This window comes from Mycobacterium sp. D16R24, from assembly GCF_002013385.1.
Taxonomy (GTDB): Bacteria; Actinomycetota; Actinomycetes; order Mycobacteriales; family Mycobacteriaceae; genus Mycobacterium.
On sequence record NZ_MAEV01000011.1, the window covers coordinates 229702 to 244889 of the forward strand.

The window sequence follows — 15188 nt, forward strand, 5'->3', positions numbered from 1 at the left end:
CGGGCGGGCCTTTGTGCCCGGCTTCGAGGGACTATGGTCCGCACAGCATTTGCACAGCATTTGCACAGCATTTAGGTACGCCATACCTTATCTATGTGGTCTTATCGGATGCGGTTCCCAATCTGCTTATAGGCCTGAGGGAGGGGCTGGAGGCGGGACTTGTGGTGAGCATTCTGCTTGCCGCTGTCCATCGTTCACCGCTGGCGGCCGACGGGCGCCGGGCCACCGCACCGGTATGGCTGGGCGTGCTCGGTGCACTCTCCGTGTCGGCCAGCTTCGCGGCGGTACTCAACTCCACGACCAGCTCGCTCGGTGCACATGGCCAGGACGTGGTGGGCGGCGTACTCAGCATCCTCGCCGTCGGATTGGTCACCGCGATGATCTTCTGGATGTCGCGCACCGCCGCCAGCCTGTCCGGCGAGCTGTCCGGGAAGGTTGAGCACGCCCTCATCCTCGGTGCGGGTGCGCTGGCCCTGACGGCGTTTTTGGCTGTTGCCCGCGAGGGACTGGAGACAACGCTGTTCTTCTGGACCGCGGCCAAGGCGGCGGGGGAGACCACCGGACCGGTGATCGGCGGCGCGATCGGGCTGGCGATCGCGGTGGCGCTGTGCTGGCTGCTGTATCGCCGCGCGGTCAAGCTCAACCTCAAGGTGTTCTTCACGCGTACGGCCGTGGTGCTCATCGTGATCGCCGCGGGCATCCTTGCGTATGGCATCGGCGACCTGCAGACCGCGGGGTGGCTGCCCGGGCGGACCTGGTACGCATTCGATCTGAGCCAACACATTTCAGCGGACTCCTGGTGGGTCACCATTGTCACGGGTATCACTCAGCTCACCCCGCGGATGACCGTGCTGCAGGTGGTGGCGTGGGCTGGGTACCTGATATTGGCGATACCCCCGTTCTTACGGGTGTCACGCGAAAACCATTCGCCCAGGGGCGCGCTGGAGACGGACGGGCAACCGTCGGCCTTCGCCCGGCTGATTGGACAGCGTCCGCTCGCGGTTGTCGCGGCCATCGTGGTGGTGCCCGTACTCGCCGCGGCCGCGGCGATCGCGATTCTGCCGTCCGCCAATCGTGACGCCGGTACGCAGGTGACGGTGACTGCCACGGGGTGTGCGGAGGACTGGAAGTCCGCTGGCACTGGAGTGCAGACATTCTCTGTCGTGAACAAGTCGGGTAAGACCGGTGAGATCAACCTGGTGGATGGCAACAACGGCGTGGTGGCCGAGATCGAAACTCTCGGGCCGTCGACCAGCTCCACGATCACCGCAACGCTCTCTGACGGGACGTACACGTTCGCGTGTCTGATGGCCGGAGAGCCGGTCAGGTACTCCGCGGCCCTGCAGGTCAGCGGGAAGGCCCTCCCTGGTGCGCCCAGGCCTGTCGTCAGGGTGACCGAGGACGACCTCAAGCCGCCGATGGAGGCCTACCAGCGTTACGCCGACAACCTTTTGGTTGCACTGGGCACCCAGGCGCGGGCACTTCGTGCCGGCCTTGCCGCGGGAAACGTCGAGGCGGCTAAGAAGGATTGGGTGCCGGCGATTCTGACCTGGAATCGGATCGGTGCGGCGTACGGCAGTTTCAAGGACTATGGGGACGCCATCGCCGGGCTGCCGCATGGGCTCCCGGACGGAGTGAATGATCCCGACTTCAAAGGCTTGCGCCGCCTGGAGTACGGGCTGTGGCACGGGCAGCCCGCGTCGGTGTTGGTGCCGGTGACAGAGGAATTGGTGTCTACTATCGACACGCTGCGCGCGCATCTAGCCGACGTGATGACCGAACCGGCCGATCAGACAAAGCGTCCACACGAAATCCTCGAGGACACCTTGCGATTCCAGCTGATGGGTTACACGAACCAGGGGGCGGGGACCGAGTATCCGGAGGCGGCGGCCGCGATCGAAGCCACCCGAGCGGTACTGGGTCAGTTCTCCGCGCTGATCACTGCGCGTGATCCAAAACTGTTGGGAGAAATCAATTCCCAGCTAGAGATTCTTGACGCAGCACTCAAGGCAACGCAGCAAGGGGGTCGCTGGCGACCGCTTGACCAGGTGCCGCTGGCCGGCCGCCAGGCGGTGGATGCCGCGCTAGGGCACGTGCTTGAGACGCTTGCCTCGGTACCGCTGCTCATCGAACTCCCGCCGAGCCGTTGACCAAGGAGCCGCGCAATATGGATGTCAACCGCAGGAACTTCCTACGCGGCGCTGCCATCGGTGCCGCCGGCACCGCGGTAACGGGTGCGGTGATCGTCAAGGGTGCCGAAGTCGACGCGAACGCGGCCGCGGTAGCCGTGCCCCCGAATCGATACCCCTTCCACGGGCCCAGGCAATCGGGAATCCTCACCCCGGTTCCCGCCGAGAAGCAGAATTTCGCCTGCCACGTGGCCTTCGACGTGACATCGAAGGACAGGGATGCGCTGGCTGGTGCCTTCAGGAAGCTGACCGAGCGTGCGCGGTTCCTGTGTACCGGTGGCACCCCGCCCGAGCTGGGGGTGGGGCAACCGCCCGCGGACAGCGAGGTGGTCGGGCCTGTGGTCGAGCCCGATGGCCTGACGGTAACGGTGGCCGTTGGGCCGAGCCTGTTCGATACCAGATTCGGCCTGGCCGACCGTAAGCCCGCCAAGCTCAAACCAATGACGGTGTTCCCCAATGATTTTCCCGAGGCGGCGTGGTCACACGGCGATCTGTTGGTTCAGCTGTGCGCCCACAATCCCGATACGGTGCATCACGCGCTGCGCGACATCACCCGTGCGGTGCGCGGCGATCTGCAGATGCGTTGGCGGATTGAGGGGTACAACTCGCCGCCGCGTCCGTCGGGAACGGGCCGCAATCTGTTGGGCTTCAAGGACGGCACCGCCAACCCGGTGTCCGACGATGCCGAGAAGCTGATCTGGGTGAGCCAGGGTGAGCCGGCCTGGACGACGGATGGCACCTACCTGGTGGTGCGCCTCATCCGGATGCTCGTGGAGTTCTGGGACCGTGTCTCCATCAATGAACAGGAGCGGATGTTCGGCCGCCGGCGCGATAGCGGCGCACCGCTGGACGGGAACAACGAATTCGACACCCCCAACTACGCGACTGATCCCGAAGGTCAGACCATTCCTCTCGATGCGCATATCCGGCTGGCCAATCCGCGCACCACGGAGACAGACAGCCAGCGGCTGGTGCGGCGCTCCTATAACTACGACCTGGGCGTGGATCTGAACGGGAACATGCAGTCGGGCCATGTGTTCGTCTGCTTCCAGCAAGATCTGGAGCGCCAGTTTGAAACCGTGCAGAACCGGTTGAACGACGAGCCTCTCGTCGACTACGTACAGCCATTCGGTGGCGGGTACTTCTTCGCGCTGCCCGGTGTTACCGATGAGAACGACTGGTACGGAAGGGCCTTGCTCTGCTAGCCGAAGAGCTCCTGACCCCAATACTCCTTGGGGCCCAGTCCCGGCGGGCAGGCGAAGATGGCCGACCCGGTGTGCAGGATGTATTCGTTGAGGGCGTCCTCGGTGGCCAGCTTGCGCTGCATCGGGATGAACTGGGTCTGTGGATTGCGCACGAAGGCGATGAAGAACAGCCCCGCATCCAGATGTCCGAAGCCGTCCGATCCATCGGTGAAGTTGTAACCGCGGCGCAAGATCTCGATACCGCCCAACTCTTCGGCGGAAGCCAGTCGCACGTGCGCGTCCACATCAAGCAGCGGTTCCCCGTCGGACTTCTTACCGTTGAAGTCGATGGCGGCGAACTCGTCGGCCTGACCGATGGGAGCACCGGATCCCTTGGCACGCCCGATGACTCGTTCCTGCTCGGTGAGTACGGTGCGGTCCCAGCTCTCGATCAGCATCCGGATGCGCCGTGCCACCAGGTAGGTGCCGCCCGTCATCCATGCGGGGTTGTCGCCCTTGGCCACCCAGACACTGGTGTCGACCTTTCCGGTGTCTTCGGCCTTGATATTGCGGGTTCCGTCCTTGAACCCGAACAGGTTTCGCGGCGTCATCTGCGACCGGCTGGTCGAGGAGGTGCGGCCGAATCCGAGCTGCGACCACTTGACCGCGACGGTTCCGAAGCCCACCCGTGCCAGGTTGCGGATGGCATGCACCGCGACTTGCGGGTCGTCGGCACAGGCCTGAATACAGATATCGCCGCCGCATCGGGCGGGGTCCAGCTTCTCGTTACGGAACTTGGGCAGCTCCTGCAACGGGGGCGGCAACTTGTCGGCGATGCCGAATCGGTCCACCCCGTCCTTGCGGAAGAATGACGGCCCGAACCCGATCGTCAGGGTCAGCGCGGAGGCGGCCAGGTCCAGCGCCTCGCCCGTATCCGTTGGTGGGGCATAGGGATTGCCGTCTACCGCACCGCCGGGTGTGGTCTCTTGGCCCTGAGACATCCGTTCGGCCATGTCGGTCCACTGGCGCAGCATGGCCTGCACCTCGCCGCGGGTGGCGTTGGGCATCACGTCGAAGGCGCAGAAATGCATTCTGTCCTGTGCCGGAGTGGTGATTCCGGCCTGGTGATCGCCCCGGAACGGGACCCTGACGTTGACCGGCCCGATGCTGGCCGCGCTCGCGCGACCGCCCAACACGCCCGCGCCCGCGGCCCCGGCGACGGCGGCGGTGACCCCCGCCGCGCCTAGCAGCTTGCGGCGGTTGAAACCACTACCGTCCGGCGATGACACCTTGCACCTCGCTGACCTCCTTGGATAACGCGTCGATGGCGTGCGCCAGCTCGATGCGCTGATCCTGCGGCACGGTGTCGTACAAGACGAATCCGTCACCCTTGCGGTACTTGCCCAGTAGCGTGTCGACTTCCTTGAACCGCTTGTCGATCGCCTGCCCCAGTTCGGGCTTGCGCTCATCGAGGATCGGTCGCACGGTAGCGATCGCGTTCTGCGAGCCGTCGACGTTGGCCTGGAAGTCCCACAGGTCGGTGTGGCTGAACGTCTCTTCCTCACCGGAGATCTTCGTCCTGGCCACCTCGTCGAGCAGAGTCTGTGCTCCGCCCGCGATCTTGGTGGTGTTGATGTCGAAGTCCTTGGCGCGCACGCCGTCCGAGAGCTCCTTGATGTCTTTGAGCAGCTGATCGGCGATGGCGTCGGTGTCCGGCTGCAGGCCCGTCACCCACAGATCCTTCTCCAATCGGTGATAGCCGGTCCACTTCTCGCCGGGCTGAAGATCGGCCTCGCGCAAGTCGATTCGTGGGTCCAGGTCATTGGGGAAGGCCTCGGCGACCGGCTCGATCCGCTCGTAGTACACCCGGCTGGTCGGATACTGCGCCTTGGCGGAGGCGATGTCCTTAGCCTTGACCGCGTCGACGAACTTGGTGGCGGATTCACTGAGGGCGTCCACCTGGCTGATCACGTAGCTGCGGTAGCGGTCGGTGGCATCCTTGAACTTGCCCTCGGCGTCCAGCTTCACCGCGGCCCCGGTGATCTTGAAGTCGCCGCGGATGCCGTCACCGATCATGCCCGGCTTGCACGCGGTCTGATATGTACCTGGCTCGGTGAACTGCACGATGAGCTTGCGGTTGATGCCCGAGCCGATGTTCTCGACCTCACCGAGCGCGCGGTCGCCCTTGTCGTAGACGTAGAACTCGGTGACCTTCGACCCGTTATTGGTCACCTGGAAAGTGACTGGGCCCGTGGTGGCCTCGGTCTTGGAGACCTCGCAGCTGGTATCGGTGGCGGTCACGGTGATCTCCTGACCGGCGCCGGCAGCACCGCCCTGCGCGGGCTCCTTAGGGGTGCAGGCCGCCAGGGTTGTACCGGTGGCCACCGCAAGTGCGGTGGACGCAAAGGCGAGCGACAGTCTCATCCAGCGGTCCTCTCGGGTTGGGGTTCAGTGGTGTTGATTTCTTGGGGCTTTTCTTTGGGCGGCAAGGCCACCGGGCGCAGGAACAGACCGAGCACGATCACCAGATAGATGATCCAGCCCGTGAGTTGTAGCACCGTCGGGGTCGGTGTCACGTTGAAGATCCCGCGTAGCAGTTCGCCGTACCAGGCGCTCCAGTCGAACCAGCCGGTGATGTCAAAGGCTTTGTGGGACAGACCCGGAAGCCATCCGACCGTCTGCAGGGCGCCGATGCCATAGGACAGGATGCCGGCGGCCACAACTACCAGAAAGGCGCCGGTGTACTTGAAGAACTTGCTCAGGTTGATCTTGATCGCACCGCGGTACATGCCGTAGGACAATGCGGCCGCCACGGCGACCCCGGTAACGAGTCCGGCTAGGGGCCAGGCGGTTCCGGCCTTGGCGTACCCGACCATGAACAGTGCGGTCTCGACACCCTCACGGCCGACTGACAGGAAGGCGACGGTCAGGATCGCCAATGAGCCCGCTTCCAGTGCCTGGGCCATACCGTGGCGCAGTTCGCCGGCGATGCTGGCCGCTGCGGTGCGCATCCACAGCACCATGGTTGTCACGATGGCCACCGCGACCAGCGAGGCCACCCCGGCGATCGCCTCGGCGCCCAGGTCGCTGATGGTGTTACTGCCGAAATGGATCGTCACGAAGATGAGCAACGTCATCGCGATGGCGCCGACGACGCCCAGCCACACCCACCGCAGCGCATCGCGGCGGTTCGACTTCACCAGGAACGCCACCAGGATCATCACGACGATCCCGCATTCGAGGCCTTCGCGCAGACCGATGAGGCCGCTGCTGAAGTATTGCGAGAAGCTTGTCGGCCCGTCGGCTAGGACGCCGATACTGCCCATGTCCAGGGTCCTTTTCCGTCAGGTGACTTTGGCTAGCCAATGCTTGCCAAGGTGCGGCTGACCTTACCCGAATGGGGTACTTGGGGGCGATGGCACAGCATCGGCTGCGTTCGTGTGTGTCCCGGTCGTGCAACGATGGAGGGCAATCCATCGCACCGTCTAGGAGTTCCGTCGTGTCGTCCCTCGCCGTGCGCTCCCTGTCGGCGCGCTTAGTGCGGATTGTGCTCGTCGTCTCCATGTCGACGTTTCTGCTGGCAGCGGGCTGCTCCTGGCAGTTGGGCGGACGCTCGCCGTTACCTCGGGGGGTGCCGCCGCCGACCGGCGATCTGGTTCCCGACATCGCGACGCCGCCCGCGCACATCCAAGGCCGCCCCGCCGACCAGCTCCGTGAATGGTCGACGCCACGTGCCCAGAAGACGGGAATTCCCGTCATCGCGCTGGAGGCGTATGCCTACGCGGCCAAGGTTGCCGAGCAGGAGAACCCGCGCTGCAAGATCGCCTGGACGACGCTGGCCGGAATTGGCACCGTCGAGAGCCACAACGGCACCTATCACGGTGCGCAGCTGCAGCCCAATGGCGACGCACTGCCGCCGATCCGTGGAGTGCGGCTGGACGGATCCAACGGAAACCTGCGGCTGCCGGACACGGACAGGGGCGTGTTGGACGGTGACGCGAACCAGGATCGCGCGATGGGACCCATGCAGTTCATCCCCGAGACCTGGCGTATCTACGGTGTCCGGGCCGCCGGTGAGGGCGAGCCCAGCCCCGACAACATCGACGATGCCGCGCTGTCGGCGGCGGGTTACCTGTGCTCGCGCGGCGGTGACCTGAGTACCACCGAGGGCTGGATCAAGGCGCTGTGGGCCTACAACATGTCGGACGTGTACGCCGAGCAGGTACGGGACTGGGCCACGGCCTACGCCAAGGGCGGCTCCCTGTAGCACTAGTCTGTACCCGATGTTCTTCGCCCTGAGCGGCTCATCCCCGTACGTCGTCGGAACCGCAGCACACCAAAGGAGAGACAGTGCCGATTCTTGAGCAGGTAGGCGCCCGCGAGATCCTCGATTCACGCGGCAATCCGACCGTCGAGGTCGAGGTTGCCTTGACCGATGGCACGTTCGCACGGGCGGCCGTCCCCTCGGGTGCCTCCACCGGTGAGCATGAGGCCGTAGAACTGCGCGACGGCGGCGCGCGTTACGGCGGCAAGGGCGTCACCAAGGCCGTGAACGCCGTGCTCGACGAGATCGCCCCGGCCATCATCGGTGAGAGCGCCGATGATCAGCGCCTCATCGATCAGGCTCTGCTCGACCTTGACGGCACCCCCGACAAGTCGCGCCTCGGCGCCAACGCCATCCTGGGTGTCTCGCTGGCCGTCGCGAAGGCCGCTGCCGACTCGGCCGGACTGGCACTGTTCCGGTACTTGGGCGGCCCGAACGCACACATCCTGCCGGTGCCGATGATGAACATCCTCAACGGCGGCGCGCACGCCGACACCGGGGTCGATGTCCAGGAGTTCATGGTCGCGCCCATCGGTGCGCCGAGCTTCAAGGAGTCGCTGCGCTGGGGCACCGAGGTCTACCACTCGCTCAAGTCCGTGCTGAAGAAGCAGGGCCTGTCCACCGGCCTCGGGGATGAGGGTGGATTCGCGCCCGATGTCGCCGGCACCCGGGCCGCGCTGGACTTGATCAGCATCGCGATCGAGGCGACCGGCCTCAAGCTGGGCTCGGATGTGGCACTGGCGCTGGATGTCGCGGCCACCGAGTTCTACAGCGCCGCAGACGGTTACAGCTTCGAGAAGGAGAAGCGCACCGCCGAGCAGATGGGCGCGTTCTACGCCGAGCTGCTCGACGCCTATCCGCTGGTGTCCATCGAAGACCCGCTGTCCGAGGACGACTGGGACGGCTGGGTGGCGCTCACCACCGCGATCGGTGACCGCGTTCAGCTGGTCGGCGACGACCTGTTTGTCACCAACCCCGAGCGCCTGGAAGAGGGCATCGAGCGCGGTGCTGCGAATGCCCTGCTGGTCAAGGTGAATCAGATCGGCACCCTCACCGAGACCCTCGACGCGGTGACGCTTGCGCACAGCAGCGGTTACAAGACGATGATGAGCCACCGCAGTGGCGAGACCGAGGACACCACCATCGCGGACCTGGCGGTCGCGGTGGGTAGCGGTCAGATCAAGACCGGCGCCCCGGCGCGTAGCGAGCGGGTGGCCAAGTACAACCAGCTGCTGCGGATCGAAGAGACGCTCGGGGATGCCGCCCGCTTCGCGGGTGATCTGGCCTTCCCGCGTTTCTCGATCGAGACGTCCGACTAGCGGACAAGCTGAGGGCAGCTGTGGCTGAATCCAAACGCCGCCCCGCGTCCGGTAGGTCGCGGGGTCCGGCTGCGGCTGCCCGTAAACGGACACCGGTCAAGCGGCCGGCGCAGAAGGTTGTCAGAGGTCCCGCGCGGAGCGGTCCGGCGGCACCGGCCAAGGCGCCCAAGGCCGGCGGGGCCACCGGCGCGGTGGCCGCATCGATCGAACGCAGCGCCGAGCATCAGTCCGAGCAGCGCCTCGGGTCCACCGCGCGGCGGGCCGCCATCCTGGCCGCTGTGGTCTGTGCGCTGACCCTGACCGTGGCGGGTCCGGTTCGTACCTACTTCTCGCAGCAGGCCGAGCGGAATCAGCTCGCGGCCGCGGAATCGCAGCTGCGGGACCAGATTGCCTTGCTCGAGGACAAGAAGCGCCGGCTGGCGGATCCGGCCTACATCGCGGCCCAGGCGCGTGAGCGGCTGGGGTTCGTGATGCCGGGCGAGGTGCCGTTCCAGGTGCAGCTGCCGAACACTCCTGTCGATGCCCAGCCTCAGGGTCAGGGGCCGGTGGACAACGGCAATCCGTGGTACACCAACCTGTGGCACAACATCGCCGACTCTCCCACTGCCGTACCGACTGCGCCGCCGGCGTCACCGGCTCCGCTGCCGTGATCTCTGACGACGACATCGCCGCGGTCACAGCGCAATTGGGCCGCGCACCGCGAGGAATGCTGGAGGTCTCCTACCGTTGCCCCAACGGTGAGCCGGCCGTGGTGAAGACCGCTCCGCGGCTACCCGACGGAACACCGTTTCCCACGCTCTACTACTTGACGCACCCGGCCCTGACGGCGGCGGCGAGCCGCCTGGAATCCGGAGGGCTGATGCGCGATATGACCGATCGCCTTGCCTCCGACGAGGATCTGGCCGCCGCATATCTGCGTGCACACGAGAGCTACCTCGCCGAGCGTGATGCCATCGAACCGCTCGGCACCACCGTGACCGCCGGCGGCATGCCCGACAGGGTGAAGTGCCTGCACGTGCTGATCGGACACTCACTTGCCGTGGGGCCAGGAGTCAATCCCTTGGGGGATGAGGCAATTCGAGAGCTGGCGGGCACCATGCCCGGTGTGCTGCCGGAGGTTTGGTGACGGCCGTTCGGGTTGGCGCCGTGGATTGCGGTACCAACTCGATCCGTCTGCTGATCTCGGATATCGACGACTCCGGGCGGTTGACGGACGTGCATCGCGAGATGCGGATCGTGCGTCTGGGCCAGGGTGTCGACGCGACGGGCGAGTTCGCACCGGAGGCTATCGAGCGCACCCGGGTGGCCCTCGGGGCGTATGCCGAATTGATGAACTCCCTCGGGGTGCAGCGGGTCCGCATGGTGGCCACCTCGGCCGCGCGTGACGTCTCGAACCGCGAGACATTTTTCGCGATGACGGCCGAGTTGCTCGGATCCGTCGTTCCGGGGGCGGTGGCGGAGGTCATCACGGGCACCGAGGAGGCCGCGCTGTCGTTCGTCGGCGCGGTGGGGGAGCTGGACTCGACGGCCGGGCCCTACGTGGTGGTGGACCTGGGCGGTGGGTCCACCGAGACGGTGATCGGTGATACCGGCGGCGTTAAGGCCAGCTTTTCGGCAGATATCGGTTGTGTGCGGCTCACCGAGCGGTGCCTGCACTCGGACCCGCCCACCGCCGAGGAAATCGCGGCGGCCCGCGATGTGGTGCGGGCACAGCTGGCGCGGACATTCGCGGTGGTGCCGGTCGAGCAGGCGCGAACGTGGGTGGGGGTCGCGGGTACGTTCACCACGCTGGCGGCGCTGGCGCACCGGCTGGACGCGTACGACCCGGCCGCGATCCATCTGTCGCGGGTGCCGTTGGGGCGCCTTGCTGAGGTGACGTCCGAGTTGATCGCGATGCCGCGAGCGCGGCGGGCTGCCCTGGGACCGATGCACGAGGGACGTGTCGACGTCATCGGCGGTGGATCCATCGTCGTACAGGAATTGGCGCGCGAGTTATCCGGCCGCGCCGGGATCACCGAGCTGGTCGTCAGTGAGCACGACATCCTCGACGGGATCGCGATGTCCTTACGCAGGTAACTGGGCCTTAACACGTGACCCTGTGACCTGCGTAACAGTTGACAGTCTTACCCCTCCTCCGGTTGACAAGTGAGTCATATCAACTGACAGTTGATATATCAACACGACCCGATAACGGACAGTTGAAGTCTGGTAAACGGTCAGTTGAGAGGCGCAGCGTCGCGCATGAGCCCGGATCAGCAGATGTTTGATGACGTGCGGAAGGTTTGGATTCCTAATGTCCGGATTGATGTCGAACGCCGAAGTGCGCGAAATTGGGCTCTTGGAAACAGGTTTCGTGCGACGGCCCGACCCGGATGGTGCCGCGGTCGCCTACCGGACATATGGACGCGCCCGGCCTGGTGTCGCCGATGTGGTGCTGGTGCACGGCAGCCTGCAGAACTCGGCGGTGTGGTCCAGGCACGGTTACATCGCGCAGCTGTCTCAGCAGTACCGGGTGACCACCATCGACGTGCGTGGGCACGGCGCGAGTGAGAAGCCTAACCACCCCGGTGGATATGCCATCGCCTCGTCGGTGCGGGATGTCTGCGCGGTACTGGATCACTTGGGCATCCATCGGACCCACTACATCGGCTACTCGCTCGGCGGGCGCATCGGGCTTACCCTCGCGGCCACGGCCCCGGAGCGGCTCACCTCGCTGGTGGTGGCGGGGTCCTCACACCGGCCGCAACGCGGCGCGGTGGACGTGTTGATCTTCCCGGATGCCGTTCGCGTGGTGGAGGAATCCAGTCTGGAGGCATTTGTCGACGGCTGGGAGGCGCACCGCGGCCAGCAGATGGGCTCGGGATTTCGGGCGACCATCGAGGCGCTCGGCCAGCGCGGGCTGGCGGCGCTGCTGCGGCAGTGGGATGCCGAGCCGGGTGTCGCCGACGACGCCTTGCTTCAAATCGAAACGCCCACACTGTTTTTCGCCGGGTCCGAAGACCCTATGCGGCTGGCCGAATCGCGGGAGGCGGCGGTCCGGATGCCGCGTGCCTACTTCGCCCTGCTGGACGGCTGCAACCACGGGCAGACGGTGACGATGCGCGAGCGCATTCTGGATCGCGCCGAGGCGTTCTTCCGCCTGTCGGAGTTCTCCGATATCGAGAAGCTGCGGGTGGCCGGGTGACCGGAGATTCTGGGCTGCGCCCAAGCACAGCGACGCTTGCCCGCATCGGTGTGCTCGGCGGTATGTCGGGCGGGCTGTTGGGTGGTGGCACCGGGGTGATCACCGTGCCCGCGCTGGCACGGGCGACCACGCTGAGCCGGGCCGTTATTCACGGCACCTCGACGCTGCCGAACGTCTCCGCCGCGATCGCGGGCAGCACCGTCTACGCGCTGCACGGGGCGAAGGTGGATGTGGTGGCCGGCACCGGGCTGATGGCGGGCGGCGTGATCGGCGCGGTGGTGGGGGCCAAGCTGGTGGCACGCATCCCGGAGTGGATCCTCAAGGCGCTATTCGTCTTTGTGCTGCTGGCCACCGCGCTCAAGCTGCTACTGAGTGCCGCCGGGATTGACCCCTCGGCGGGTGAGGCGTGGCTTCCCGACGGTGTGCTCGCCCATATCCCATCGGTCGTCGCTATCGGGGCCGTTGTCGGCTTCGTGGTCGGCGCGTGGTCTGCCGCGCTGGGTCTCGGCGGCGGGCTGCTGACGGTTCCGGCGATGCTGGTGCTGTTCGGTTCCGATCTGCACGTGGCGGAGGGCACCTCGTTGATGGTGATGCTGCCCAACGCACTGGTCGCGGCGACCACACACCTGCGCCAGGGCACCGCTGATGCCCCGATTGGCTTCCGATTGGCGGCATTCGCGTTGCCGGGGACCGTGATCGGGGCGCTGTTGGCGCTCGCCCTGAACGCGCGATGGCTCGCGCTGGTGTTCGGCTCTTATCTCGTGTTCATCGCCGTGCGCGAGATCGTGCGGGTGTTTACGAGCTCGCCTGCCCGTGGGACGAAGAAACCAAGTCCGGCGCCGGCGTCGCAGGCGTGTGTTGGCGGTTGATCTTCTGCAGCTCTCGGGCGACGTCCAGGAGCCAGCTCAGTTCTTCCTTGCGATTGGCGCCCGTACGTTCGCCGATGATCTTGGTGCCGGAGGTTTTGTCGTTCTGCGGTGCGGTGCGCTGTTGTTCGATGGCCGAATGAATCTGGCGCGCCGCTGACGTGGTGGACGCGTCTTCGGTGAGGTAGGGGCGGATGGCACTGAGTCCGTCGCGAATCTCGACGATTCTGCGGTAGAGCCGGTAGTTGTGATCACCGATCGCGGCCTGCGGCGGTGCCAGCGCGATCTGGGTGTTGCCCTCGTACAGCGCGGTCCACAGCGGCTCGAGTTGGCGGTGCTGCCGGTAGGCCTGGATGCGTTGGTGCGCCGATGTGACCAGCTGCGAGAAGGACGGTCCCGCAAGGCCTACCACGATGAGGATCTGTCCGACGGTGGCGGTCAGCGGGGCCAGACCTTGCCAGGAGAAGCTGTCGTTGGTGATCATGCCGTAGATGGCCGAGTGTGCCCGCATGAGGCAGAACAACAGGCACATGGCTGCTCCGGCGGCGGTGAGCAGCATGCTGCGTCGCAGCCAGGCCACATCATTAAAGCGGGCGTACTGCAGGCATTTGACGGTGATCAGGAGTGCGCCCAGGCCGTAGGTGATCAGATAGATCAGCATGTAGAGCACCCAGGCGGGCTTGTTGCCGTGCGAGGCATAGAAGTCTTGTGGCAGTTCGGAAGTCGGTGCCACAAACCAGCAGAGAGCCAGTGCACCGCCGATCGCTACTGCCATGCCGACCCAGAGCCGTGCGCGCTGCACCGCGCGTGGGCCGGATTCACCCCAGAAGGTGATGACCGTGAGGACGCATGCGGTCCACGCCATCCCGCCCGAGAGGTTCAAGACGAGCCGGCCCATGTTGTGCACACCGACCAAGTTGTCGAACTTCTCGTACAAGGGTGGAGTCGCCAGGGTGACGGCAATCCCCTTGAAGAGGAACGACAACAACAGCGCCACTGAGGCGGGTGGGCGGACCCGAGAGCGCAGCATCGCGGCGGCGACAATCACCACGGCGGCAAAGCTGAAGACGGCCGCTACCGAATACGCCGCGGCGGAGTCTTCGAAAACTGAGGTCACGGCGCCGCCGGTGAGCCTTCCAGCACGAGTGAGGCCAGGATGCGCCGGAGGTTGGCGTTCGTGACCGCGATGGGGCGATGACTATCGGGACTGACGCGCTGCCCCATCATGGAGGCGAGCATCTCTGCCTCGACTTCTTGATCGTCCAAGTAGCTTTCGCGACAGAGGATTTCGGCGAGCTCGCGGCTGCTTGCCCCGGTGTGCCCGCACATCACATGGCTGAGCTCGTGCAGGATGATGTGCTCGCGATGCATGGTGGTGGTGTCGCTGTCGTACACCACGTAGTCGGTGGCGTCGGTGCGGACCAGCAGACCGTGCACACCGCTGCCCGAGAGCGAGTAGGGAACGAGCTGGATATCGCGTTCGCTGAGCTCACTGGCGCGGGCGCGGATGTCCTCCACGGTGGTCAGTGACTCAAGGCCAAGATCTGCAAGCTTGCGGGTGCACTGCTTGTGAATGGCCTGAAGTTCGCGGGTGGACCGTAGATCGGTTGTGAGACAACGCATCTTCGGCATGTTTACTGCCCGTTATTGACCGAGTTGTCCACCGTGGGCAGGCCCTGCAGCGCGCGCACGTGATCGAGCACCGCGGCCACCGTTTCCAGGCTCTGCTTGTTCAGGCCGATCGCGCGCAACGCGATCAGCTCCACCTCGTCCCGCGTGGTCTCGTCCAGGGCGCCGAGCCGCTCATCGAGCGAGTAGGTGCGCTCGGGGTCGGTGAGTACCGAGAGCGGTACGCGGAAAAAGTCGGCCAACGCGCCGAGCAGGTCGATGGCGGGACGGGCGCGCTTACCGGTGCGCAGCGCCGAGAGGTAGGCACCGCCGACCTTGATGCCGGGGTGGGCCTTCTTGATGCCGTTGGCGACCTCGTCATTGGTCCACATGCGCCCGTCGGGCCGCCGATGCGAATGGAAGAGCGCATTGATGCGGTCAGCGAGATTCGCGTCGGCGGATTTGGCGTCCTGAAGGGACACCTGTGGCGGGCTCGTGGTGGCCATTTACTAAG

Annotated in this window: 15 protein-coding genes; 9 read left to right on the forward strand and 6 right to left on the reverse strand. The window is 65.7% G+C overall.

Annotation, left to right across the window (positions count from 1 at the left end; genetic code table 11):
• The first annotated feature begins 95 nt into the window (after positions 1-95).
• Positions 96-2150 (forward strand): iron uptake transporter permease EfeU, encoded by a 2055-nt coding sequence (gene efeU, locus B4383_RS10205; protein ID WP_078290582.1) that lies wholly within the window; start codon positions 96-98, stop codon positions 2148-2150.
• A gap of 17 nt (positions 2151-2167) precedes the next feature.
• Positions 2168-3394 (forward strand): iron uptake transporter deferrochelatase/peroxidase subunit, encoded by a 1227-nt coding sequence (efeB, locus tag B4383_RS10210; protein WP_078290627.1) that lies wholly within the window; start codon positions 2168-2170, stop codon positions 3392-3394.
• Here efeB (B4383_RS10210) and efeB (B4383_RS10215) read toward each other — a convergent pair.
• From efeB (B4383_RS10215) to efeU (B4383_RS10225), 3 genes are read right to left on the reverse strand one after another with little or no spacing between them, the layout of a single operon-like run.
• Entirely contained in the window at positions 3391-4662 is a 1272-nt protein-coding gene (gene efeB, locus B4383_RS10215) for an iron uptake transporter deferrochelatase/peroxidase subunit (RefSeq protein WP_078290583.1), read from the reverse strand. The genes efeB (B4383_RS10210) and efeB (B4383_RS10215) overlap by 4 nt on opposite strands.
• A complete protein-coding gene (gene efeO, locus B4383_RS10220; RefSeq protein ID WP_078290584.1) occupies positions 4643-5797 on the reverse strand; it encodes an iron uptake system protein EfeO in 1155 nt (384 codons plus the stop codon). Before efeO ends, efeB (B4383_RS10215) begins: the two co-directional genes overlap by 20 nt.
• Positions 5794-6699 (reverse strand): iron uptake transporter permease EfeU, encoded by a 906-nt coding sequence (gene efeU, locus B4383_RS10225; RefSeq protein WP_078290585.1) that lies wholly within the window; start codon positions 6697-6699, stop codon positions 5794-5796. The genes efeO and efeU (B4383_RS10225) overlap by 4 nt, the downstream gene beginning before the upstream one ends.
• 173 nt (positions 6700-6872) lie before the next feature.
• Here efeU (B4383_RS10225) and B4383_RS10230 point away from each other — a divergent pair, with 173 nt between their 5' ends.
• The 7 genes from B4383_RS10230 (at position 6873) to B4383_RS10260 (ending at position 13069) form a co-directional block, all read left to right on the forward strand.
• On the forward strand, positions 6873-7640 hold the full coding sequence (locus B4383_RS10230) for a hypothetical protein (RefSeq protein ID WP_139360673.1): 768 nt from the start codon (positions 6873-6875) through the stop codon (positions 7638-7640).
• An 83-nt stretch (positions 7641-7723) separates the two neighbouring features.
• Positions 7724-9016 (forward strand): phosphopyruvate hydratase, encoded by a 1293-nt coding sequence (gene eno / locus B4383_RS10235; protein ID WP_078290586.1) that lies wholly within the window; start codon positions 7724-7726, stop codon positions 9014-9016.
• A gap of 20 nt (positions 9017-9036) precedes the next feature.
• Positions 9037-9666 carry a septum formation initiator family protein gene (locus B4383_RS10240; RefSeq protein WP_078290587.1) on the forward strand — a complete coding sequence of 210 codons (630 nt, stop codon included), beginning with the start codon at positions 9037-9039 and terminating at the stop codon, positions 9664-9666.
• Complete coding sequence (locus B4383_RS10245) at positions 9663-10142, forward strand: DUF501 domain-containing protein (protein ID WP_078290588.1); 480 nt, start codon at positions 9663-9665, stop codon at positions 10140-10142. Before B4383_RS10240 ends, B4383_RS10245 begins: the two co-directional genes overlap by 4 nt.
• Positions 10136-11092, forward strand: coding sequence for a Ppx/GppA phosphatase family protein (locus B4383_RS10250; RefSeq protein WP_078290589.1), 957 nt, complete (start codon positions 10136-10138; stop codon positions 11090-11092). The genes B4383_RS10245 and B4383_RS10250 overlap by 7 nt, the downstream gene beginning before the upstream one ends.
• Before the next feature lie 217 nt (positions 11093-11309).
• Positions 11310-12200: an alpha/beta fold hydrolase gene (locus tag B4383_RS10255; RefSeq protein ID WP_078290590.1), complete on the forward strand. Its 891-nt coding sequence runs from the start codon at positions 11310-11312 to the stop codon at positions 12198-12200.
• Entirely contained in the window at positions 12197-13069 is an 873-nt protein-coding gene (locus B4383_RS10260) for a sulfite exporter TauE/SafE family protein (RefSeq protein ID WP_286150599.1), read from the forward strand. The genes B4383_RS10255 and B4383_RS10260 overlap by 4 nt, the downstream gene beginning before the upstream one ends.
• Here the strand turns inward: B4383_RS10260 and B4383_RS10265 are convergent.
• Genes B4383_RS10265 through B4383_RS10275 form a run of 3 tightly spaced genes read right to left on the reverse strand, consistent with a single transcriptional unit; the run spans position 12996 to position 15180 of the window.
• Positions 12996-14183: an MAB_1171c family putative transporter gene (locus tag B4383_RS10265; protein ID WP_078290591.1), complete on the reverse strand. Its 1188-nt coding sequence runs from the start codon at positions 14181-14183 to the stop codon at positions 12996-12998. The genes B4383_RS10260 and B4383_RS10265 overlap by 74 nt on opposite strands.
• The gene (locus B4383_RS10270; RefSeq protein ID WP_078290592.1) at positions 14180-14698 is read right to left on the reverse strand and encodes an ImmA/IrrE family metallo-endopeptidase; all 519 of its coding nucleotides are present in this window, start codon (positions 14696-14698) and stop codon (positions 14180-14182) included. The genes B4383_RS10265 and B4383_RS10270 overlap by 4 nt, the downstream gene beginning before the upstream one ends.
• Positions 14699-14700: 2 nt before the next feature.
• Positions 14701-15180, reverse strand: a complete 480-nt coding sequence (locus B4383_RS10275; RefSeq protein WP_078290593.1) for a transcriptional regulator — start codon at positions 15178-15180, stop codon at positions 14701-14703.
• Between the last annotated feature and the right edge of the window lie 8 nt (positions 15181-15188).

Excerpts from the sequence above, each read along its gene's own strand:
- B4383_RS10255 (WP_078290590.1), top strand. The coding sequence starts at position 11,310 with ATGTCCGGATTGATGTCGAACGCCGAAGTGCGCGAAATTGGGCTCTTG.
- efeO (WP_078290584.1), bottom strand. The coding sequence starts at position 5,797 with ATGAGACTGTCGCTCGCCTTTGCGTCCACCGCACTTGCGGTGGCCACC.
- efeB (WP_078290627.1), top strand. The coding sequence starts at position 2,168 with ATGGATGTCAACCGCAGGAACTTCCTACGCGGCGCTGCCATCGGTGCC.
- B4383_RS10275 (WP_078290593.1), bottom strand. The coding sequence starts at position 15,180 with ATGGCCACCACGAGCCCGCCACAGGTGTCCCTTCAGGACGCCAAATCC.
- B4383_RS10270 (WP_078290592.1), bottom strand. The coding sequence starts at position 14,698 with ATGCCGAAGATGCGTTGTCTCACAACCGATCTACGGTCCACCCGCGAA.
- efeU (WP_078290585.1), bottom strand. The coding sequence starts at position 6,699 with ATGGGCAGTATCGGCGTCCTAGCCGACGGGCCGACAAGCTTCTCGCAA.